Origin of the sequence: Pseudidiomarina halophila (assembly GCF_003987215.1) — a bacterium.
Taxonomy (GTDB): domain Bacteria; phylum Pseudomonadota; class Gammaproteobacteria; order Enterobacterales; family Alteromonadaceae; genus Pseudidiomarina; species Pseudidiomarina halophila.
In genome coordinates this window covers 1,081,533-1,101,854 of record NZ_PIPW01000001.1, presented here as the reverse complement: position 1 = coordinate 1,101,854, position 20,322 = coordinate 1,081,533, and the positions used below count along the sequence as shown (strand labels likewise).

General features: G+C 50.2%; 16 protein-coding genes. 12 read left to right on the top strand and 4 right to left on the bottom strand.

Going from position 1 to position 20,322, the window contains the following annotated elements:
• The first annotated feature begins 8 nt into the window (after positions 1–8).
• The 10 genes from CWI69_RS05195 (at position 9) to CWI69_RS05150 (ending at position 14,443) form a co-directional block, all read left to right on the top strand.
• Positions 9–908, top strand: coding sequence for a DMT family transporter (locus tag CWI69_RS05195; protein ID WP_241971033.1), 900 nt, complete (start codon positions 9–11; stop codon positions 906–908).
• The gene (locus CWI69_RS05190) at positions 905–2,872 is read left to right on the top strand and encodes a monovalent cation:proton antiporter family protein (RefSeq protein WP_126762505.1); all 1,968 of its coding nucleotides are present in this window, start codon (positions 905–907) and stop codon (positions 2,870–2,872) included. Before CWI69_RS05195 ends, CWI69_RS05190 begins: the two co-directional genes overlap by 4 nt.
• Positions 2,873–2,971: 99 nt before the next feature.
• Positions 2,972–4,210, top strand: a complete 1,239-nt coding sequence (locus CWI69_RS05185; protein ID WP_126762503.1) for an efflux RND transporter periplasmic adaptor subunit — start codon at positions 2,972–2,974, stop codon at positions 4,208–4,210.
• 12 nt (positions 4,211–4,222) lie between these two features.
• Positions 4,223–7,411: an efflux RND transporter permease subunit gene (locus CWI69_RS05180; RefSeq protein ID WP_126762501.1), complete on the top strand. Its 3,189-nt coding sequence runs from the start codon at positions 4,223–4,225 to the stop codon at positions 7,409–7,411.
• 97 nt (positions 7,412–7,508) lie between these two features.
• Positions 7,509–8,249 carry a DUF599 domain-containing protein gene (locus CWI69_RS05175; RefSeq protein WP_126762499.1) on the top strand — a complete coding sequence of 247 codons (741 nt, stop codon included), beginning with the start codon at positions 7,509–7,511 and terminating at the stop codon, positions 8,247–8,249.
• The gene (gene astE / locus CWI69_RS05170) at positions 8,242–9,279 is read left to right on the top strand and encodes a succinylglutamate desuccinylase (RefSeq protein WP_126762858.1); all 1,038 of its coding nucleotides are present in this window, start codon (positions 8,242–8,244) and stop codon (positions 9,277–9,279) included. Before CWI69_RS05175 ends, astE begins: the two co-directional genes overlap by 8 nt.
• A gap of 86 nt (positions 9,280–9,365) precedes the next feature.
• On the top strand, positions 9,366–10,565 hold the full coding sequence (locus tag CWI69_RS05165; RefSeq protein WP_126762497.1) for a thiamine pyrophosphate-dependent dehydrogenase E1 component subunit alpha: 1,200 nt from the start codon (positions 9,366–9,368) through the stop codon (positions 10,563–10,565).
• On the top strand, positions 10,565–11,542 hold the full coding sequence (locus CWI69_RS05160; RefSeq protein ID WP_126762495.1) for an alpha-ketoacid dehydrogenase subunit beta: 978 nt from the start codon (positions 10,565–10,567) through the stop codon (positions 11,540–11,542). Before CWI69_RS05165 ends, CWI69_RS05160 begins: the two co-directional genes overlap by 1 nt.
• 14 nt (positions 11,543–11,556) lie before the next feature.
• Positions 11,557–13,173: a dihydrolipoyllysine-residue acetyltransferase gene (locus CWI69_RS05155; protein WP_126762493.1), complete on the top strand. Its 1,617-nt coding sequence runs from the start codon at positions 11,557–11,559 to the stop codon at positions 13,171–13,173.
• Between the two features lie 121 nt (positions 13,174–13,294).
• Positions 13,295–14,443 (top strand): energy transducer TonB, encoded by a 1,149-nt coding sequence (locus tag CWI69_RS05150; RefSeq protein ID WP_126762491.1) that lies wholly within the window; start codon positions 13,295–13,297, stop codon positions 14,441–14,443.
• Here the strand turns inward: CWI69_RS05150 and CWI69_RS05145 are convergent.
• Positions 14,440–15,225 carry an SDR family oxidoreductase gene (locus CWI69_RS05145; protein ID WP_126762489.1) on the bottom strand — a complete coding sequence of 262 codons (786 nt, stop codon included), beginning with the start codon at positions 15,223–15,225 and terminating at the stop codon, positions 14,440–14,442. The two genes, CWI69_RS05150 and CWI69_RS05145, sit on opposite strands and share 4 nt — an antisense overlap.
• A 3-nt stretch (positions 15,226–15,228) precedes the next feature.
• Positions 15,229–16,767, bottom strand: coding sequence for an AbgT family transporter (locus CWI69_RS05140; RefSeq protein WP_126762487.1), 1,539 nt, complete (start codon positions 16,765–16,767; stop codon positions 15,229–15,231).
• Positions 16,768–16,846: 79 nt separating this feature from the next.
• On the opposite strand from CWI69_RS05140, the gene rnhB reads away from it, so the two are divergent.
• The gene (rnhB, locus tag CWI69_RS05135) at positions 16,847–17,413 is read left to right on the top strand and encodes a ribonuclease HII (protein ID WP_126762485.1); all 567 of its coding nucleotides are present in this window, start codon (positions 16,847–16,849) and stop codon (positions 17,411–17,413) included.
• Here rnhB and argE read toward each other — a convergent pair.
• Both argE and CWI69_RS05125 read right to left on the bottom strand, forming a co-directional pair.
• Complete coding sequence (gene argE / locus CWI69_RS05130) at positions 17,410–18,579, bottom strand: acetylornithine deacetylase (protein WP_126762483.1); 1,170 nt, start codon at positions 18,577–18,579, stop codon at positions 17,410–17,412. The two genes, rnhB and argE, sit on opposite strands and share 4 nt — an antisense overlap.
• Before the next feature lie 50 nt (positions 18,580–18,629).
• A complete protein-coding gene (locus CWI69_RS05125; protein WP_126762481.1) occupies positions 18,630–19,217 on the bottom strand; it encodes an outer membrane beta-barrel protein in 588 nt (195 codons plus the stop codon).
• Positions 19,218–19,388: 171 nt separating this feature from the next.
• Between CWI69_RS05125 and CWI69_RS05120 the strand changes: the two genes are divergently transcribed.
• On the top strand, positions 19,389–20,321 hold the full coding sequence (locus tag CWI69_RS05120) for an isopenicillin N synthase family dioxygenase (protein ID WP_126762480.1): 933 nt from the start codon (positions 19,389–19,391) through the stop codon (positions 20,319–20,321).
• The last annotated feature ends 1 nt before the right edge of the window (position 20,322 follow it).

Below are 20,322 nucleotides of genomic sequence, written 5' to 3'. Positions count from 1 at the left end.
GACAGCTAATGACTGCCGTAGCACCTGTTATGCAAACCAGTCAGAAACGCGCGTTACTGTTTGGTCTCGCAGCGGTAGGTTTATGGTCGACGGTGGCGACGGCCTTTAAAATCGCCCTCGACTATCTATCGCCTTTGCACTTGCTATTTCTTGCCGCGGGCACCAGCACGCTTATTTTTCTGAGTTTATTGGTATGGCAGCGCCGCGTGCGCGAGACCCTGCTGCTGGGCCGGCGACGTTGGTTGTTTTATAGCCTGCAGGGTGCCCTGAATCCATTTATTTATTATTGGGTACTGTTTGCTGCGTACGATCGCTTGCCGGCACAACAGGCTCAGGCAATCAACTACACCTGGGCGATTACCATGGCGCTATTGGCAGTGCCTCTGTTAAAACAACGATTAAGTGTACGTGAACTTAGTGCCATGCTGATTGCCTATGGCGGCGTTGTGCTTATTGCCACAGGTGGTCAGTGGGATTTTCAGCAAACCAACTGGCTTGGAATTGGACTGGCATTGTTAAGCACATTGTTGTGGGCCAGCTATTGGCTTATTAATACTAAAAACACTGATCCACCTATCCCGGCAATGTTTTGGTGTTTTGCTTTTGGCTCCGTGTTTTTAGCCATTGCCGTTGCGTTGGACCCGCGCCCTTTACCCTGGTTTGAGTGGCGTGCCTGGGCAGCAGCGGGCTATGTTGGTGTATTCGAAATGGGAGTGACATTCTTACTCTGGTTGACGGCAATGCGCACTGCGGAAAAAACCTCGCAACTTTCTATGTTGATTTTTTTGAGTCCTTTCCTCAGTCTGGTACTTATCTACTTTATACTGGATGAAGTGATTCAAGTGACTACACTCATCGGTTTAAGCTTGATTTGTCTTGGTCTCTACCTTCAGAGGAAACCAAAGTGAACGGAACTTTTGCAGACGTATTGTTACTCCTTGCCATTGCCGTCGTCCTCGTATGGGCGTTTCGGCGTATCAAGTTACCAGCTATTTTGGCGTATTTGGTGGCTGGCATTGTCGCCGGGCCTGATGTCACGGCGTGGATTAAAGATCCCGATGAGTATCACTTTATTGCCGAACTGGGTGTCGTGCTGCTGTTGTTTTCTCTGGGCCTCGAATTCTCGTTGCCGAAAATGATTGCGATGCGCCGCCTGGTATTTGGCTTGGGTGCCGGGCAAGTCGTTATTTGTAGCTTGTTATTTGCTGGCTTAGCCTACGCATGGCTCGGAAACTGGACGGCGGCGATGGTCATTGGCGGTACTCTGGCGTTGAGCTCCACCGCAGTGGTGATCAAGCAGCTCGGCGAATCATCTCAGTTGACGACACGCACAGGCCAGGCAACCGTCGCAGTGCTGTTATTCCAGGACATTGCTGTGGTGCCCATGCTGATCATCATCCCGTTATTAGCAAGCACCTCGGCAGACATTAGTATTTGGGAAAGTTTGGGCATTGCACTGCTTAAAGGCGCAGGAGTCGTAGTACTGTTGATGGCTATTGGCAAGTGGGTTTTACCGCATATTTTCCGGGAAATTGCGCGACTCCGGACCGATGAGCTTTTTGTTTTGGCAACTTTGCTGGTGGCGTTGGTCGCCGGCGGCTTGACGCACTTGTTCGGGTTGTCGATGGCGTTAGGGGCATTTTTGGCTGGTATGATGCTGGGCGAAAGTAAGTACAAGCATCAACTTGAGGCGGACATTCGACCGTTTCGCGACATTCTGATGGGACTATTTTTCATCACTGTCGGCATGCAGCTCAACCTGATGGTGTTCCTGCAAAATGTGCACTGGATTGTATTGGCTGTACTTGTCATTGGCTTAATAAAGATGCTGGTGGTGCGTGCTATTGCAGGCTTTATGCACGAGCGCGAAGAGGATTCCTGGGCTGCGGGACTGATGTTGTTCCAGATGGGAGAATTTGGATTTGTCTTAGTGTCACTGGCATTGTCCTATGCACTTTTGCCTCAGGATATTGCTTCCTTGCTGGTGGGGATCGGGGTTTTGGGCATGGCTGTGACACCAATGGTCATTCAGCGCAGTCGCAGTATGGTGGCGCCATTGTTGCGCAAAATCAAAGCCAAAACCGATGTCGACATAAATCAACCAGATGTATCTGAGCCGAAGAAAGTTCTGGTATTGGGGTTTGGCCGGGTCGGACAAACGGTAAGTCGTTTCCTGACCACGGAAGGTATCGAACATCTTGCTATAGATCACGACACCAAACGGGTGCAGGAAGCTATTGCCGGCGGCGCGAACGTGTTCTTCGGCGATGGTGGACGACGTGATATTTTGAAAGCGGTACATGCCGATCAGGTCGAACTGATTATTATTACCTTCGCCGAGGACAGCAAAGCTCTGGAAGTTCTCAAAGCGATTCGGGAACTTAATGACCATGCAGAAATTATTGTGCGCTCGCGCGATGACTTGCGGCTAGAGGAAATGATGGCTGCTGGCGCGACCCAGGTGGTGCCGGACACACTCGAAGCAAGCTTGATGCTGGTATCACAAATTTTAAGTCGCAGCGGAGTACCCATCCGCAGGATTTTGGCCCGACTGGATCAAGCCCGTCGTTCGCATTATGGCGATATGCACGGCTTCTATCCGGGTGAGACCACTGACATGGATCCCGAAAAGATTGACCGTTTGCAATTTTTGCATGCCGTTCAGCTAACCGATAATGCTTATGCCTGTGGTAAAAAGCTTGCACAGTTAGGGCTTGATGAGCTGGCAATTCAAGTGAAGTCGGTGCGCCGGGATAACGAAGAATATAGTGAAGTACATGGTGACTTCACTTTGCAGCAAGGCGATGTCGTGCTACTTGCCGGTGGACCCAGGGCTATCGAAGCCGGCGAAAGTTATTTGTTAAACGGTTAATGTTTCAATTGTTACAACTCGCAACATAATCCGCCTTAATAATCCCTCTGGGATGGCGCATACTATGCGCCATCTTCATGTTTAACTGGAATGATCTAGATGACTTTCAAAAAGCGTGCGCTATTACCACCACTTATTATTCTTGTTGCGATTGCTCTGGTCGTAGTCTTAGGTATGTTGCGTCCACAATTACCGATGCGTTCAACAGAGCGCCCGGCGGTGTTGGTGGAGGTGCAGCAAGCTGAGCCGCAAAATATTAACTTATTGGTCAGTGGACAGGGCAATGTCATGCCAAAACACACAACCAATCTGATTGCGCAAGTTGGCGGTCAAATTACCGAAATTGCACCGAATTTCCAAAACGGTGGATTCTTTAACAAAGGTGAGATGCTGATTCAGATCGATACCCGTGACTATGAAGTAGCGTTACAAAGTGCTAAGGCGAATCTCGCGCAGGCAAAAGCAGCGTTAGCAGAAGAGAGTGCCCGCGCAGAAGTCGCTCGTGAAGAGTGGGAGTCATTGCAACTGGGCGAAATTCCTGATTTAGGTTTACGCAAGCCTCAGGTTGCCAGTGCGGTCGCTGCCATGCAATCGGCAGAAGCTGCGGTGGCAAAGGCACAACGCGATTTAGATCGAACCACCATTCGCGCACCGTTTGACGGCATTTTGCAAAGCAAAAATGTAGATTTAGGCCAATTTGTTAATGTCAGCAGCCAAATCGCAGAAATGTTAGGTACTGAAACCGCTGAAATACGCGTGCCATTAAGTGATCGTGATCTCGCGTATCTGGATTTGCCAGATTCAGAACAGACCAGCGATTTCCCTGAAGTTCTGCTGACGTCTCAAGTGGCGGGACAAAAATATCAGTGGCGTGGGCGCCTGGTGCGCAGCGAGGGCGTGCTTGATCGCGCAAGCCGGGTCATCTACGGCGTTGTGGAAGTACAGGACCCATACAACCGGGCGGGCCAAACCCACGAGCGCGTGTTACGGTTCGGGCGTTTTGTGGCACTCGAAATTGAAGGTATTTATGTAGAAAATGTTTACCGTATCCCGCGCTACGCATTAACTGCTGACGGCAATGTCTGGTTAGTCGATGATGATCGCCGTTTGCAGCGACAGCACGTTGAAGTTCTGCGTGCCGAAGAAAATCACGTCATCATCAATGAAGGGCTTAATCCTGGCGACAACGTTGTGTTGACCCAGCTTACGAATGCCTTACCAAGTATGAAAGTGCGGTTGCCAGGCGATCCACTGCCGGAGCAGATGGAAGGTCCGGGTGATTCAGGTGAGTCAACTGATGTCAGTAACGACACTGCTGATACTTCAGCTGACGAGTAAGGAATTATGACCATGCAAACGCCGAATCAAGCTCCAGAATCGAATCAAGAACGTGGCTTAATCGCCTGGTGGGCAAACAATAAAGTTGCTGCCAATCTGTTGATGCTGTTAATCATCATCACCGGTCTTTTCATGGTGTTTGAAGTACGGAAGCAGATGTTTCCGGAAATTGAACTGAACAATATCAGTATTCAGGTGCCATTCCCCGGAGCGGCACCGCAAGAAGTCGAACAAGGCGTTCTGGTACTGATTGAAGATGCCTTAGAAGACGTAAATGGCGTTGAACGTATTGTCTCAACTGCCCGGGAGGGTGGCGGTTCAGTCTCAGTAGAAGTCGAAAGCGGTTATGACCCGCAGGTGGTCATGGACGAAGTGAAAATGCTGGTGGATGCAATACCCAATTTTCCCCAGCAAATTGAAAGTCCCAATATTTATCGTATCCGGCCGCAACGTCAGGTGATTTGGATCAGTGTCTATGGCGACATGACCGAACGCAATCAAAAAGAGCTGGCAAAATCAATTCGCGATGACTTAAAGTCCATTGGCGGCATCACTAAAGTTGATGTAGTAGGTGCGCGTGATTATGAAATATCCATTGAAATTTCAGAGCAGGACCTGCAGCGCTATAATCTTACTTTCCAACAGATAGTAAATGCTGTTCGTGGCACCTCAATTGACGTCGCCGGTGGCTCAATCCGCACGCCGAACGGCGATATTTTGTTGCGCGCCAACAACCAGGCCTACTTTGGCGAAGAATACGAGAATATCGTACTGATCAACCGACCTGACGGCACTCGGTTAACTCTCGGGGATATCGCGACCGTCAAAGATGAATTCGTTGAGCGTCGTCGCTTTACCCGGTTTGACGGTAAGCCTGCGACCTTTGTCCGGGTCGATTCAGTTGGCGATCAAAATGATCTAGCGGTCGCTGAGGTCGTACGCAATTATGTTGAGCGTAAGCAGAAAGAACTACCACCCGAAGTGAAAGTCGCGCATTGGGGGGACTCATCCTATTACCTCCAGGGACGTCTCGATCTGATGACCGACAACATGATTACCGGTGGTCTACTGGTATTCTTAATGCTGTCGTTGTTTTTGCAGTTGCGACTGGCATTCTGGGTCATGATTGGTATTCCAATTTGTTTTCTTGGCACCATTGCGCTGATGCCTTTACCCATGTTTGATATCTCCATCAATATGATCAGTTTGTTTGGTTTTATTCTGGTGTTGGGTATCGTGGTGGATGATGCCATAGTCATCGGGGAAAGTGCCTACTCAGAAATTGAGAAGTACGGCAAAACCACGGATAACGTAGTGCGTGGCGCGAAGAAAGTTGCGATTCCGGCAACTTTTGGGGTGCTGACCACCATGGTCGCTTTCATCCCGATGCTTATGGTAGATGGTGGTATGGGAGCGATCTGGGAGTCGATCGCAGTAGTGGTCATTCTCTGTCTTGCCTTTTCGTTGGTTGAATCCAAATTAATCCTGCCTGCGCATATTGCAGGGATGAAATTCAGCAAATCAGCAAATGAAAAGCAAAATGCATTTCAACGTACCCGGAATAAGATTTCTGACAGCCTGCGGGTATTCGTCGAGCGTTACTATCGACCGTTCTTAAAAAAATGTCTGCACTACCGTTACACTACTTTGGCTTCGTTTTTTGCCATGTTTATTTTAATGATCGGCCTGATTAGCGGCGGTGTGGTGCGTTGGGTGTTTTTCCCAAATATTCCGAGTGATTTCATTCAAACCAGTATTGAAATGCAGCCCGGCTCATCCGAAGAAGCAACTATCAATGCTTTGCAGACGCTCACAGCTTCGTTAATGAAAGTTAACGAAGAGGTGAAGGAAGAGCAGGGCGAGGATGTCGTTCGCCACACCACCACCTGGCTAAATGGCACCACCAGTGGCATGGTTATGAGTGAGCTGGCAAAAGGTGAAGAACGTGAGATCGATGGCTTTGCTATCATCAATCGCTGGCGTGAAGAGACTCCGGAAATAGCCGGGGTAAAAGCGATTAACTTCCAGGGCAGTATTGGCGGCGGTGGCGGCTTTGATGTCGAGTTTCAGTTGGCTGGTGAAGACTTGGGCCAGCTCTCTGCGGCGGCAAAAGAAATCAAAGAAGCTCTGGGCCAGTTTGAGGGGGTATTTGACATTGAAGATACCTTCGGCGCGGGCAACGATGAAATTATCCTTGAGTTGAAACCTTTGGCGACGGCAATGGGAATTACTCTGAGTGATCTAGCGAATCAGGTGCGTTACGCCTTTTATGGCGCGGAAGCTCAGCGTATTCAGCGCGGTGACGAAGAAGTTCGGGTGATGGTGCGTTACCCGCTGGAAGAGCGTCAGTCGGTGGGTAATCTGGAAGACATGAAGCTGCGCACCGCAGATGGCGACTTAATTCCATTTACTGAGCTTGCCAATATTCGCTTTGCTAAAGGCTATAACACCATCACCCGTATCGACCGCGAGCGTTCGGTCAACGTACGGGCCCGGGTCGATAAAGACCGGGTGGAACCTTTTGAGGTTGTGCAACAGGTTCGCCAGCAGCATATGCAACCGATTCTCGACAAGTACCCATCGGTCAGCGTTCAGCTTGAAGGTGCTTCGCAGGACGAAGCGGAAGCCACCAACTCGCTGGCAATAGGCTTCATGCTGGCCTTATTTGCGATTTATGCGTTGATGGCAGTACCCCTGAAGTCTTACAGTCAGCCGTTGATCATTATGTCGGTGATTCCGTTTGGTATGATCGGTGCGGTCATTGGTCACTGGATTATCGGTATGCCGATCTCTATCTTAAGCTTGTTTGGTATCATTGCACTGGCCGGGGTTGTGGTAAATGACTCACTGGTAATGGTCGATTACGTCAATCAGGCGCGTAAAGATGGAGTAGCGCTGCGTACTGCGGTTCAGGACGCTGGCGCAGCTCGCTTCCGGGCAATTATTCTAACCAGCTTGACCACCTTCTTTGGTCTGTTGCCGATCGTGCTTGAGAAAAGCCTGCAAGCAAAAATGGTTATCCCGATGGCAATTTCGCTGGCGTTTGGCATCCTCTTTGCCACCGTCATTACGTTGCTGTTGATTCCATGCTTGTATCTGATTCTTAATGACACCAAACGTGGCTTGAAAACGATGTTGTCCTGGTATGGTCTGGCCGACAAACCTGCACCTAAATCTGAGTCGGACAATTCCGTCACATAATGGTAAACTAGTGACCTTACAATGATTAATGATTCCCCGTGCTTGCGCTAGGTAAGCATGGGGCTTCTAACGATGCTGTCAGCGCAAGGTCAATAGCATGAGTTTAACCACACTCGATATTGTAACTCTGGCATTTTTTCTTTCGGTTTGGGTTTTCTACATCCAATTCGCCCGAATACGTGCCCGCAGTACTTATAGTCTCTCGCATATTCTCAGACAATTGCGCATTGACTGGATGACCACGTTAACCCGTAAAGAGCACCAAATTGCTGATGCGGCTTTGTTGGGAAATGTTGAGCGCGTGGTAACCTTCTTTGCCTCCTCTACGGTGCTGGTACTAGCAGGCGTGCTGACTTTGTTAGCCTCTGCCGATAAAGTGGTTTTGGTGCTGCAATCGCTGCCATTTACTGCCGCAACATCACCGGACAAAGTGCAATTTAAGTTAGCCGGGCTAGCTCTCATCTTCGTTTTTGCTTTTTTCAAATTTACCTGGGCAATACGGCAGTTCGGGTTTGTTTCAGTGTTACTCGGCGCCGCACCACAGTATCGAAGCACGGATTTCTCCGATGAACAGCGGGATATTTTTGCGCATCAGGCCGCGAAGGTGTTCGATCAAGCCGGTCATGAATACAATAATGGTTTGCGTGCTTACTATTTTGCTCTAGCTTTTCTGTGTTGGTTTTTACATCCCTTATTGTTTGTCGCTGCGACTATAGTAGTGGTATCGGTGTTATATCGTCGGGAGTACCGTTCACGGGTGTTACGCGCCCTGTTAGCAATTAAAGGGCTGGAGCCCGGACGATTTAAACAACAGGAGTCGAAAAGTGAAACTGAATGATGTTGATGTACTTGAATGGACACTTGCTGGCTATGCTGGTGAACAGTTAGCCGACGAGGCACAACTGCTGAACAAAACTGTTGATTATGATGGCGGGCGTCTGATCTTTCAGGACTATGGCGTGGTAGTGGTAGAGCCCAGTTCGCCGGGCGATAAAGACGTGATATTTTCGTGCGCGGTGCATGGTGATGAAACAGCACCGATTGAAATCGTGCGGGATATGATTCACGGCATCATGCAAGGCCAGATAAAGCCTGTCCAACGAACCCTGTTTTTAATTGCCAATCCGGCGGCAATAGCAATTAATAAGCGCTTTGTCGATATGAATATGAACCGCCTGTTCAGCGGGGCTCATGCTGAAGGTGACACGCCGGAGCATAAACGTGCTGCGAGTTTAGAACATTATGTGACAGCCTTTTATCAGGATGCTCCCGGGGGCGAACGCCAGCGCTTTCACTATGACTTACATACCGCGATCCGCGATTCGCGCTATGAGAAATTTGCCGTCTATCCTTATACCCATGGTGGGCCGTACAAAAAGTCACAGCTCACTTTTTTAGCTGAGTGCGGTATCACGACCATACTGCTGAGTCAGTCACCGACCACCACCTTTAGCTATTACAGTGTGCGCACCCACGGAGCTGACGCCTTTACCGTTGAGTTAGGTAAAGTGCGGCCGTTTGGCGAAAATGACCGCAGCAAATTTGCTGCAGCGGAGCGAATGTTTACCCGACTGATTTGTGAACGGGAGTTGTCGTTGCCGGAGTTTGACCCAGAGCGGACAAAAGTTCTGGATGTTTGCCGTACAATAAACCGTACAGTTGAAGACTTCACTCTGCACTTCCCCGATGATGTCGCGAACTTTACCGCTTTTGAGCAAGGTTATTTGCTGGCAATGGACGGTGACACAGAACATCGCGTAGAGCAGGCAGGGGAGAGGATCGTGTTCCCTAACGCTAAAGTGGCGTTGGGTCAGCGGGCATTATTGATCGTAAAAGATGTGCCTATCGAACGACTGCAACTGGTCTGATTTTTTAATTTAAGCATCCCCGCTCATTTGCATGTCAGTTGACGTAAAGGTAAAGTGAGCGCAATTTTTCCGAGAACGAGAAAGTTATGGCAAAGGATAAACAACACCAGCTTGAAATCGTGACCGAACCGAAATTTATTGACGGTTCTGCGTTGAAGATTCCAATGCTTCAAATCCTCAAAGAGGATGGCACCTTGCACAAAGGTGCAGAGGCGCCGAAGCTCGATAAAGAGTTGGCACTTAAAATGTTCGATACCATGCAATTCATCCGCATATTAGATGAACGCATGATTGCCGCACAGCGCCAGGGGCGTATCAGTTTCTATTTATCATCACTCGGTGAGGAAGCGGCGAGCATTGGTTCAGCTGCAGCACTGGATGATGGTGACATGATCATGGGGCAATACCGTGAGCAAGGTGCGTTAGCATATCGCGGTTTTACCGTTGAGCAGTTTATGGATCAGTTGTTCTCTAATGAGCGCGACTTAGGTAAAGGTCGTCAGATGCCTGTGCATTATGGTTCTGCGGCGCTGAACTTCATGACCATAGCTTCCCCGTTAGCGACGCAAATTCCGCAAGCAACAGGTTATGCGTTCGGTCAGAAAATGGATAAAACCGGCAACTGCACCATATGCTATTTTGGTGAGGGTGCTGCTTCAGAAGGTGATTTCCACGCAGCCCTGAATATGGCAGCAGTTTATAAAGTCCCGGCTATTTTCTTTTGCCGCAACAATGGTTATGCCATCTCAACCCCGTCACAGGGTGAGCAGTATGCCGGTGATGGCATAGCGCCACGTGGTGTCGCTTATGGCATGAAAACCATCCGTGTCGACGGCAATGACATCCTCGCTGTGTATCAGGCTACCCAGCTGGCACGTAAGTTGGCAGTTGAAGAAGATGAGCCAGTATTGATTGAAGGCATGTCGTACCGCATGGCCGGTCATTCGACGTCAGATGACCCGACGGGCTACCGTACCCGCGAAGAAGAGGAAGAATGGCGCGCGAAAGATCCGCTGGCGCGCTTCCAGACCTATCTGATCAAGAAGAAGTGGCTGACCGAGAAAGATGCGGAAGAGATCTTCGCTGAGAAAAAGGCCGCAGTACTGGCAGCCCTGAAGAAAGCTGAGAAAGTTCCTGCGCCACATATTGATGAACTCATTAATGACGTTTATGACACTCCACCCAAACAGCTTAAAGAGCAGTTGGAACAATTAAAAGCGCATATTCGTAAGTACCCGGAAGCGTACCCGAAAACAGCGTCACGCATTGATGGGGGAGAGAAGTAATGGCCAAGATGAATCTGCTACAAGCCATCAATAGCGCACTTGATATCGCGATGGCGAAAAGTGAAAAAGTTTACAGTTTTGGTGAAGACACCGGCTCTTTTGGTGGGGTTTTCCGGGCGACTTCCGGTTTAACCGAGAAGTACGGTCGTCATCGTAATTTTAATACACCGTTGGTCGAGCAAGGTATTTTAGGTTTTGCCAATGGCCTGGCTTCGCAAGGCAGCTATGCCATTGCTGAAATTCAGTTTGGCGATTACATTTTCCCTGCGTTTGATCAGATTGTGAATGAGTCAGCTAAATTCCGTTATCGTTCGGGTAACGAATTTAACGTCGGTGGCCTGACCATACGTACCCCGTATGGTGGTGGCATTGCCGGTGGTCATTACCACTCACAGTCACCGGAAGCTTATTTCGCCCACACCCCAGGCTTAAAAATCGTCATGCCACGTAATCCATACATGGCTAAAGGTCTGTTGCTGAGCGCGATATTTGATCCAAACCCGGTACTTTTCATGGAACCGAAGCGCCTTTACCGTGCGTCGACCGGTGAAGTGCCTGAAGAAGAGTATACGCTAGAGCTAGGCAAAGCTGACGTTGTTCGTGAAGGTAAAGACCTTACCATCGTCGCCTGGGGCGCTCAGGTTGAAATGGCCGAAAAAGCTGCCGATAAAGCAGCTGAAGACGGTATCGATTGTGAAATTATCGATCTGGTTAGTTTACTGCCATGGGATGCCGAGACAGTGGCTAAATCGGTAATGAAAACCGGGCGTTTAGTCGTTACTCAGGAAGCACCTTTGACCAGTGGCTTTGCCAGTGAAGTTGCCGCCACCATACAAGATAAGTGCTTCCTGTATCTGGAATCACCCATCGCCCGCGTGTGCGGTTTAGACACCCCGTACCCATTGTGTCACGAGAAAGAGTACTTCGTTGACCACCTGAAAGTGTACGAAGCCATTAAAGCTTCGATGACCTATTAAGAGGGCCGTGACCTATGAGTAAAGATTTTATCTTACCAGACATCGGCGAAGGCATCGTAGAGTGCGAGATTGTCGAATGGTTGGTCCAGGAAGGTGACACCATTAAAGAAGACCAGCCGGTGGTCGATGTCATGACCGATAAAGCCCTGGTGCAAATCCCCGCAAAAGATGACGGGGTGGTGGCTAAGCTTTATTACAAGCAGGGCGATATCGCCAAAGTTCACGAACCACTGTTCGCGGTCACCGAAGACGCCGACGACGCAGACGTAGCCCGCAGTTCTACTGCGGGGGAAGCTGAACCAGCGAACTCTGCGGAAACTAAAGACGCCAAGGCTGAACCAGCTAAAGCGGAATCTTCCAGCCGGGTCACCGACTTCATCCTGCCAGATATAGGCGAGGGCATCGTTGAGTGCGAGATCGTGGAATGGCAGGTTAAAGAAGGTGACGTCATCGAAGAAGACCAGCCGGTGGTTGATGTGATGACCGATAAAGCCCTGGTGCAAATTCCGGCGAAAGAGCACGGCGTAGTCGAAAAGCTTTATTACAAACAGGGTGACATTGCGAAAGTGCATGAGCCGCTGTTTGCCGTTCGCGTCGAAGGTGACGCAGAGGAGACTTCTGGCGCACCTGCGACCGCCGCTGACACCGCCACCAATGCCGAATCTGAGCAAAGTGCAGCTCAACCCGGCCACGCTGCCGTGCCGCAAGCCGCACGTCAGGGCAAAGCTGTTGCCAGTCCGGCAGTACGCCGTCGTGCCCGCGAATTAGATATCGATATCAGCAAAGTGGAAGGCTCTGGCGCCAAGGGCCGGGTCATGAAAGAAGATGTTGAGCAGTTCGTAGCCCGCAGTTCTAGTACGGCTCAAGCTCAGACAACGTCAGCGAGCTCATCATCAGAGACGAGCAAGCCAACAGCAACCACCGGTGGTAAACGCACCGAAGCCATCCGCGGTGTCAAAGCTGCTATGGCCAAAGCCATGACCGAGTCGGTACGCACTATTCCGCATTTCACTTATGCAGATGAGTTCGATCTTACTGCGGTGATGGCGCTGCAGAAGCAGCTGAAAGAGCGCTACAAAGACGAAGGCGTGCGCATCACCATGATGCCATTCTTCATCAAAGCACTGTCATTGGCGCTGAAAGAATTCCCAATTATGAATGCGCAGGTGAATGATGAGTGTACCGAGATCACCTATTTCGACGATCACAACATCGGTATGGCCGTTGATACCAAGATTGGTTTGTTAGTGCCAAACGTCAAACAGGTACAAAACAAGAGCCTGATTGATGTTGCCAATGAAGTTACGCGTTTGACGCAAGCTGCCCGCGAAGGTCGTGTTGCGCAGGAAGATATGAAAGGTGGAACCATCTCCATTTCCAATATCGGCGTTATCGGAGGCACAGTTGCAACTCCAATCATCAATAAACCAGAAGCAGCGATTGTTGCCCTCGGTAAAGTGCAGGAGTTACCGCGCTTCGATGCTAACGGCAATGTGGTTGCACGGAAGCTGATGACGGTGAGCTGGTCAGGTGATCATCGTATTATTGATGGTGGCACGATCGCTCGCTTCAACAAGCGTTGGCAGGAGTTCCTGGAGGATCCGACGTCAATGCTGGTACACATGGTCTAGCGTCACAACGACGATCTAAACAGTGATAAAAGAACCCGCCGCTGTGCGGGTTTTTTTTGACGCTCCAAAGGGCGCAGGTTAAGATTGCTTTCACATAACAATAACAAGAGCATCATGCAGTATGTCTGAATTACCGATGAAACCCAGTTCTTTCACCCTGAAATTCCGGCCTTTGTTGTTAACTGCCGGGTTAGGCTTGTTGGTGATGAATACGACGCTTAGCGCGGCGCCGCTACAAACCACACCTCAGCAAGAGTTCCAGGAGGTGTATCAGGCATTCCAGCAAGCACAAGCGGACCCAAATACACCGAAAATGGAGTTACAGCAGCTTGCGTTTGCCGCTTACCTCCGTGGCCGTGATTACTTTGGTGCTGAGCATATCAATACCGCGAATCTTGCGCTGAATTACCTGTTCTTGCTTGATTCTCAGCAGCGGGTAGGGGAACAGCCTCATGCACTTGCAGCGTTGGTGGTAAGGTCTTATCAGGATGAATATGCAAATGATGCAATTGAACTGCTGGATCCGCTATTGCTGGCGCTGGAAACCATGCCGGAAGCCAATGCTGATCGAATCTCTGCCTATGAACTGCAATTTGCCGAGATATTTGCCGCCCGACGGGCCGAGAATCCAGAGTTTGTGTTGACCATAAAAACCGCGATGGCAGAACAGCTGTTGCGACTCAACCAGAATCGTCCAGAACTCTGGACGTCGCTTTATGAAGACAGTAAAAAGCTCTTTGGAGAAAACCATGCGAATACCATCAAAACTGCTTTTTATGCAGCCATGGAAGACGCTGGAAAAGAAGATTTCGAGCAAGCCATCACCAGGTTAGAGCATGTGGTTGAGGCTGACGCAAAGGGCAAGGCGGCGGTGATCCAGTTGCAACTTGCAGCTTACTACCGATTAGTGAGCTTCTACGAACGTTTAGACAAGCCTGAAAAAGTTACTGAGACATTGGTAAGCCTTGGCGCGATGAATAGTGAACTCGGCGGCCCCCGTGTCGAGGAAGCCTTATTTCGGGTAAATCCAACATTCCCACCAGAAGATGCACAAGCTGGTCGTGAAGGTACGGTGGAGCTTATTTACGACGTCGGTATCGATGGTCATCCGCAGAATATCCGGATTATTTCACAAACCAACGAGGCGTTTGGTGAATCAGCCAAAGAGGCTGTCGCACGTTGGCTTTATGTACCAGCTTACGAAGACGGACAGCCTGTTGTGCGTAAGGATGTTGAAGTGCAACTCGACTTTAAACTGCAGAAGGACTAACGTTTCGCGATCATGCGGCGCACCAGACCCGGTGCAAAACGTTGCAACAACGGGGCTAGCTTCGATAGCCCCGATCCTACTACCACTTCCGCTTTTTGCGCGGCAATGGCTTGCAATGAGCGCCGCGCGCATTCTTCAGCACTGATACCTCCGGCATTGTCCGGGTCTTCGTGACCTAGTGCCGAACCATCGCCTGTTAATGAGTTATGCGCGACCTGGGTATTGATGAACCCTGGCAATATTGAGGTAACCACCAGCCCGTGCTCGTGCATTTCAGCGCGCAATGAATCCATAAAGCCGATGACGCCAAATTTAGCACCGTTGTAACCGCTACGGAGCTTGGTGCCAACCTTTCCTGCAACACTTGATACAGTCACGATCTGACCACTGCGACGCTCCACCATGCGCGGTAATACCAGTTTGGTTAACGCGATCACGGCGAAATAATCGATTTCCATGAGCTGCCGGTAGACCTGCATGTCGGTGTCGAGAATCAATGACCGTTGCGAGACTCCGGCATTATTAATCAAGATATCGATCACCTGATCGCCAAGCGCCTCCGCAGCTTCCTTAGCTGCCTTCTCGGGCTGACTTAAGTCGAGAGCAAGTACTTGGTGACGTTCCGGGTGAACAAGTTCAGTCCGCACGTGTTCGAGCACGTCGCTGCGTCGTGAGGTCAGAATCAAATGCGCGCCGGCTTCTGCAAGTTGTTGCGCCAGAGCTAAACCGATGCCTGAAGAGGCACCGGTCAGCCAGACACTTTTACCCTGAAAGTAAGTCATAGGTTAACCTGGAGCAGGATAGATGTAGTTAGCCTGAATACCAAGTGGAATGCCAAGCATCCAGTAGATAATCAGGAATGCTGACCACACCACGAGCAAGCTCACTGTAAACGGCAGCATCAGCGCCACCAACGAGCCGATGCCTGTGTCCTTAACGTAACGCTGGCAGTAAAGCACAACAAGCGGGAAGTAAGGCAAAAGCGGCGTGATAATGTTACTGGTCGAGTCACCCACACGATAGGCCGCCTGAGTCAGATCAGGTGAATAACCGAGTTGCATCAGCATGGGTACAAAAATCGGCGCAATCAACGCCCATTTTGCCGAGGCAGAGCCGACGAATAAGTTAATAAAGGCGACCAGGAAGATAATACCGACCATGGTCACACCGCCGGAAAGCTGTAGTGAACTGAGGAAAGTAGCGCCTTTGATTGATAACAGGATACCTAAGTTGGAATCGCCGAACGCCTTAATAAAGAGCGCACAGAAGAATGCCATGACCATGTAGTAAGCCATACCTTCCATGGATTTGGTCATTGCGCCGATAACGTCCTGCGAGTTAGTGAAATTACCGGATATGTAGCCGTGCACGATACCGGGCAAGATAAACAGCAGGAAAATCAGTGGCACAATCATTTGCATGAGCGGAGCGCCGAAGGACGCCAGCTCGCCCGTTGAATCAGCTAAAGGTGTATTCTCTGCAGTGGCGGCAAAAAACAAGGCAACCAGACCCACCACCATAGTCAGCACACCAGAATAGAACGCTTTGCGGTCACGTGGTGTGACATCGTCCAGCGCTGGCATATCTTCCTGATCCCCATCGATTGGTGTTTTACTTAAGCGCGGCTCGATAACCCGGTCGGTTAAATACCAGCCTACTAGTACCACGATGATCGATGACATTGCGGTGAAGTAGTAATTATTTAACGGGTTCAATTGAATGGATGGATCCAGGATCTTCGCTGCTGATTCGGTGAAACCCTGTAACAGCGGATCAATTGCAGAGGGCACGAAGTTGGCACTGAAACCGCCCGAGACGCCGGCAAAAGCTGCGGCAATCCCAGCCAGGGGATGACGGCCTGCGGCATAGAAAATAACGCCGCCAAGTGGAATAACCAGAACATAGCCGGCATCAACCGCAGTGTGGCTGACAATGGCGATTAAAATAAGCACCGGAGTCAGCAACAGTTTTGGCGTGACATTAAGCATCAGCTTGATGGCGACATTAATAAAACCGCTGCGTTCAGCTACACCAACACCCAGCATCGCCACCAGCACTACGCCTAAGGGCGCAAAGCCCATAAAGGTTCCGACCATGTTGGCGAGGAAGTCAGCCATGGCAGCACCACTTAATAAATTGGCAACTTCTACGTTTTCACCAGTCAAAGGGTGTACCGCGTCAAACTGTACGTCGGAGAGTAAAAAACTGAAGATCCAGACGATAATTAATAAGCCGAAAAACATAACGGCAGGATCTGGAAGTTTGTTACCCACTTTCTCGACTTTGTCGAGCATACGGTTGAGTAACGAGGATGAATCAGACATGAGAAACCTCTTTAAGTATTGTTATTATTCGTTCGACGAAAGTATCATACCCCATCAACAAAGAAGCACAAGAGACACTATGATTTGCGGAACTGATGAAGCTGGACGTGGCCCCATAGCCGGACCTGTGGTTGCCGCTGCGGTCATTCTCGATCCAGCGCGGCCGATTGTCGGCATTAATGACTCGAAGAAGCTCACAGCGAAAAAGCGCGAGGCGTTGAGTCAGGAAATCAAAGAGAAAGCGCTGTACTGGGCCATTGCGCAATGTGAAGCTGACGAAATAGATGCGATTAATATTCTGCAGGCGTCGTTGTTGGCGATGCAACGCGCAGTCGAAGCGTTGCCTATCGCTCCGGCAAACGTCCTGGTTGATGGTAATCGGCTGCCGAAGTTGCAAGTGCCAGCACTCGCTGTCATTGGCGGGGATGCACTACACGACTGCATTGGTGCGGCATCGATTCTGGCAAAGGTTGAACGTGATCGGCAGATGTGTGCCTGGCATGAACTGTATCCGTTATACGAATTTGCCACCCATAAAGCCTACCCAACGCCAGCTCATCTGGCGTTGTTGCAGCAGCACGGTGCCTGTCCAATCCACCGGCGCAGTTTCAAGCCGGTGAAACGGATACTTGGTGAACTTGATTAAGCCGGCTTCAGACAGACCTTGCTGATAATTTTCCGAAGCTGTTGTTGCGCAGGCGTGATTTCATCCAGGCGGATAAATTCATCGGGCTGATGGGCTTGCGCGATAGAGCCAGGCCCCATAACTATGGTCTGACAGCCCAGGTCTTGCACAAAGGGCGCTTCTGTACAGTAATTTGCCGGCTGCGCACTATTGCCGGTGACCTGCTGCACTAAGTTAACAATGGCAGAGTCCGGATCGCAGCGGTAACCGGGAATGGCCTCATGCAAATGCTCCAGACAAATAGCGTCTGGGTACTGCTGCTGCAAGGGCTGCAGTTTTGCGTCAATCAAGCCATAGAGCTCGCTCATCTGCATCCCCGGCAAGGGGCGCAGGTCAATATGCATCTCGCAGCAGGCACAAATGCGGTTTGCTGCGTCGCCACCATGAATGTTACCGAAGTTCAGGGTCGGGTAGGGCACGGCAAAGTGAGCGTCGTTAAATCGCTTCTTAAAATCGCTTTGGAGTTCGCGCAAGCCGGTAATAACATCATGCATGACCTCGATGGCATTCAATCCCGCGGCCGGGTTTGAGCTATGACCACTTTTACCGGTCACGCGGATCCCCTCCGTAAGATGTCCTTTATGCATGGTCACTGGTGTCATCGAAGTAGGCTCACCAATAATGGCATAATCCGGTCGCAGATCGCCAAAAGCAGCGAGCTCGCGCGCGCCTGCCATAGTGGTTTCTTCGTCTGCGGTGGCAAGCACATACACAGGCTTGGAGAACTTACTTAAATCGAGACCCCGTAATGCCTCCAGCACGAAAGCGAAGAAGCCTTTCATGTCGGCACTGCCAAGTCCATAGAGTTTGCCATCTGCTTCGGTCAGCTGAAACGGATCGCGGGTCCAGCGGCCTTCATCCCAGGGCACGGTATCAGTGTGGCCAGCAAGCAGCAGACCACCCCGGCCATCACTTCCCGGCGGAACGAATTTCGCTAGTAAGTTAAACTTGCCGTGTTGGCGGGTGAGTTCATTGACAGTAACCGAGAACCCCAGCGTTGTTAACCAACCTGAAAGTTTATCGATGACAGCTTTATTACTGGTATCCCAATGGGGATCAAGACAGGAAACACTAGGTGTGGCGACAAGCTCGCGATAGAGCGTGAGAAAGGCTGGCAGCTGTGACATACAAGAACTCCACTTTCGATATCTTATAGGTCACAGCATACCTGATTTTTTTAGAAGTGATAACTCGCTTCGATGCGCAGGCCGTCACCAAAGTCACTATCCTGATAACGCGCGCCTACCGCGAATTCAGGAGTGATGTAAAAACGCGTACCCATTTGATACTGACTGTCGCTGCCAGCATCGGTGTAGTCGACCCAACCAAGACCGCCGTAAATCTCGAAACGATCAATACGGGTGCGGAGGTTACCTTCGACGCCCCAGTAACCGGTGTCGACCTGACCGAAATCAACCCGACCGACGCGACCAGAAAAATCAGCCACGAGATTGTTATTCAGCCAAATGTAGCGGCCCAGTTTGAGCCCCTGTGCATTGCGGTCATTGCCAAATGGGCCATCGTCGCCATCGAGTAGGTAACCGCTGACAAACCATGGCGAATTAAACTCATAGCTGCCTTCGATGATGATACTGTCTCCAGCGTCATCGTGATCGGCAACACCCGCACTCAGGAAATTATAGGCCTGGCGTGTTTGTGGTGCTTCGAACGGTATGTTGTTCTGTGTTTGCGCGAAGGTTGGGGCTGCGCACAGAAACGCACCAGTGAAGACACCAAAATAGATCGTCTTGCTTAACGTGTTCATAGTAAACAACCTTGTTGCAGTTAATTGAATACTCAGTGTGCGCTCTAACTGGCAGTTTAGATAGATAATTTACTAAAGCTTTACCCGAGGCTTTTTGCGGCTTTTCGTTGTTTTCAGACGGTAATACTCCTAAAATACAGCGCTGATTTTAACCGTTTTGAAAGGGCACCGATGAAATCTATTCCACACATTGATATGAGTCTCTATGAGCAAGATTTTGACGCTTTTGCACAACACGTAGGGGAAGGCTATGAAACCAATGGTTTTGTTGCGTTAACCAAGCATGGTGTTGATCAGCAACTCATTGAAGAGGCGCTGGATAGCTGCCGCGATTTATTCGCTCTGCCCGAAGCTGTTAAGAAGCAGTATCATATTCCTGGCGGTGGCGGTGCCCGCGGCTACACACCATTTGGCACCGAGATAGCGAAAGACGCAAAGCATGTGGATTTAAAAGAATTCTGGCATGTAGGCCGGGAAATTGATGGTGAACCACCTTTCAAACAGTTAACACCAAACGTGTGGCCGGCAGAGCTGCCTGAATTCGAAGAGAAGATTCTGCGCCTGTATCGTGCACTGGATGCACTCGGCTTACGGGTACTCGAAGCGATCGCCGTTTACCTGAAACAACCGCGCGACTTTTTCAATGACAAAGTGAATTTGGGCAACTCGATTTTGCGCCCACTCCATTACCCGCCTATAGTCGATGAAGGCACGCCTTCAGTTCGTGCCGGCGCACATGAAGATATTAACGTGCTAACCTTACTGGTAGGTTCGCGTGAGCCTGGCCTTGAAGTGTTAGCTAAAGATGGCAGCTGGATCCCGGTGACCATCATTGAAGGGGCGATTATCTGTAATGTCGGCGACATGCTGCAACGTATGACCAACGGCGTATTACCGTCGACCACACACCGGGTGGTAAATCCGCCGGCACCCTTTAGTCATAAATCACGTTACTCAATACCGTTTTTCCTGCACTTTAATCCGGATGTGGTCATCGACCCGCTGGCAAGCTGTATCAGCGACGAGAATCCAAAGCGTTGGGAGGCAATTTCGTCGGATGACTATCTGATGGAGCGCTTACGCGAAATAGGACTGGTGAAATAAA

What these genes read in the sequence shown, in the direction of transcription:
- CWI69_RS05195 (WP_241971033.1), top strand. Translation starts at nt 9, where the DNA reads ATGACTGCCGTAGCACCTGTTATGCAAACCAGTCAGAAACGCGCGTTA.
- CWI69_RS05185 (WP_126762503.1), top strand. Translation starts at nt 2,972, where the DNA reads ATGACTTTCAAAAAGCGTGCGCTATTACCACCACTTATTATTCTTGTT.
- CWI69_RS05180 (WP_126762501.1), top strand. Translation starts at nt 4,223, where the DNA reads ATGCAAACGCCGAATCAAGCTCCAGAATCGAATCAAGAACGTGGCTTA.
- CWI69_RS05175 (WP_126762499.1), top strand. Translation starts at nt 7,509, where the DNA reads ATGAGTTTAACCACACTCGATATTGTAACTCTGGCATTTTTTCTTTCG.
- CWI69_RS05165 (WP_126762497.1), top strand. Translation starts at nt 9,366, where the DNA reads ATGGCAAAGGATAAACAACACCAGCTTGAAATCGTGACCGAACCGAAA.
- CWI69_RS05160 (WP_126762495.1), top strand. Translation starts at nt 10,565, where the DNA reads ATGGCCAAGATGAATCTGCTACAAGCCATCAATAGCGCACTTGATATC.
- CWI69_RS05155 (WP_126762493.1), top strand. Translation starts at nt 11,557, where the DNA reads ATGAGTAAAGATTTTATCTTACCAGACATCGGCGAAGGCATCGTAGAG.
- CWI69_RS05150 (WP_126762491.1), top strand. Translation starts at nt 13,295, where the DNA reads ATGTCTGAATTACCGATGAAACCCAGTTCTTTCACCCTGAAATTCCGG.
- CWI69_RS05145 (WP_126762489.1), bottom strand. Translation starts at nt 15,225, where the DNA reads ATGACTTACTTTCAGGGTAAAAGTGTCTGGCTGACCGGTGCCTCTTCA.
- CWI69_RS05140 (WP_126762487.1), bottom strand. Translation starts at nt 16,767, where the DNA reads ATGTCTGATTCATCCTCGTTACTCAACCGTATGCTCGACAAAGTCGAG.
- rnhB (WP_126762485.1), top strand. Translation starts at nt 16,847, where the DNA reads ATGATTTGCGGAACTGATGAAGCTGGACGTGGCCCCATAGCCGGACCT.
- argE (WP_126762483.1), bottom strand. Translation starts at nt 18,579, where the DNA reads ATGTCACAGCTGCCAGCCTTTCTCACGCTCTATCGCGAGCTTGTCGCC.
- CWI69_RS05125 (WP_126762481.1), bottom strand. Translation starts at nt 19,217, where the DNA reads ATGAACACGTTAAGCAAGACGATCTATTTTGGTGTCTTCACTGGTGCG.
- CWI69_RS05120 (WP_126762480.1), top strand. Translation starts at nt 19,389, where the DNA reads ATGAAATCTATTCCACACATTGATATGAGTCTCTATGAGCAAGATTTT.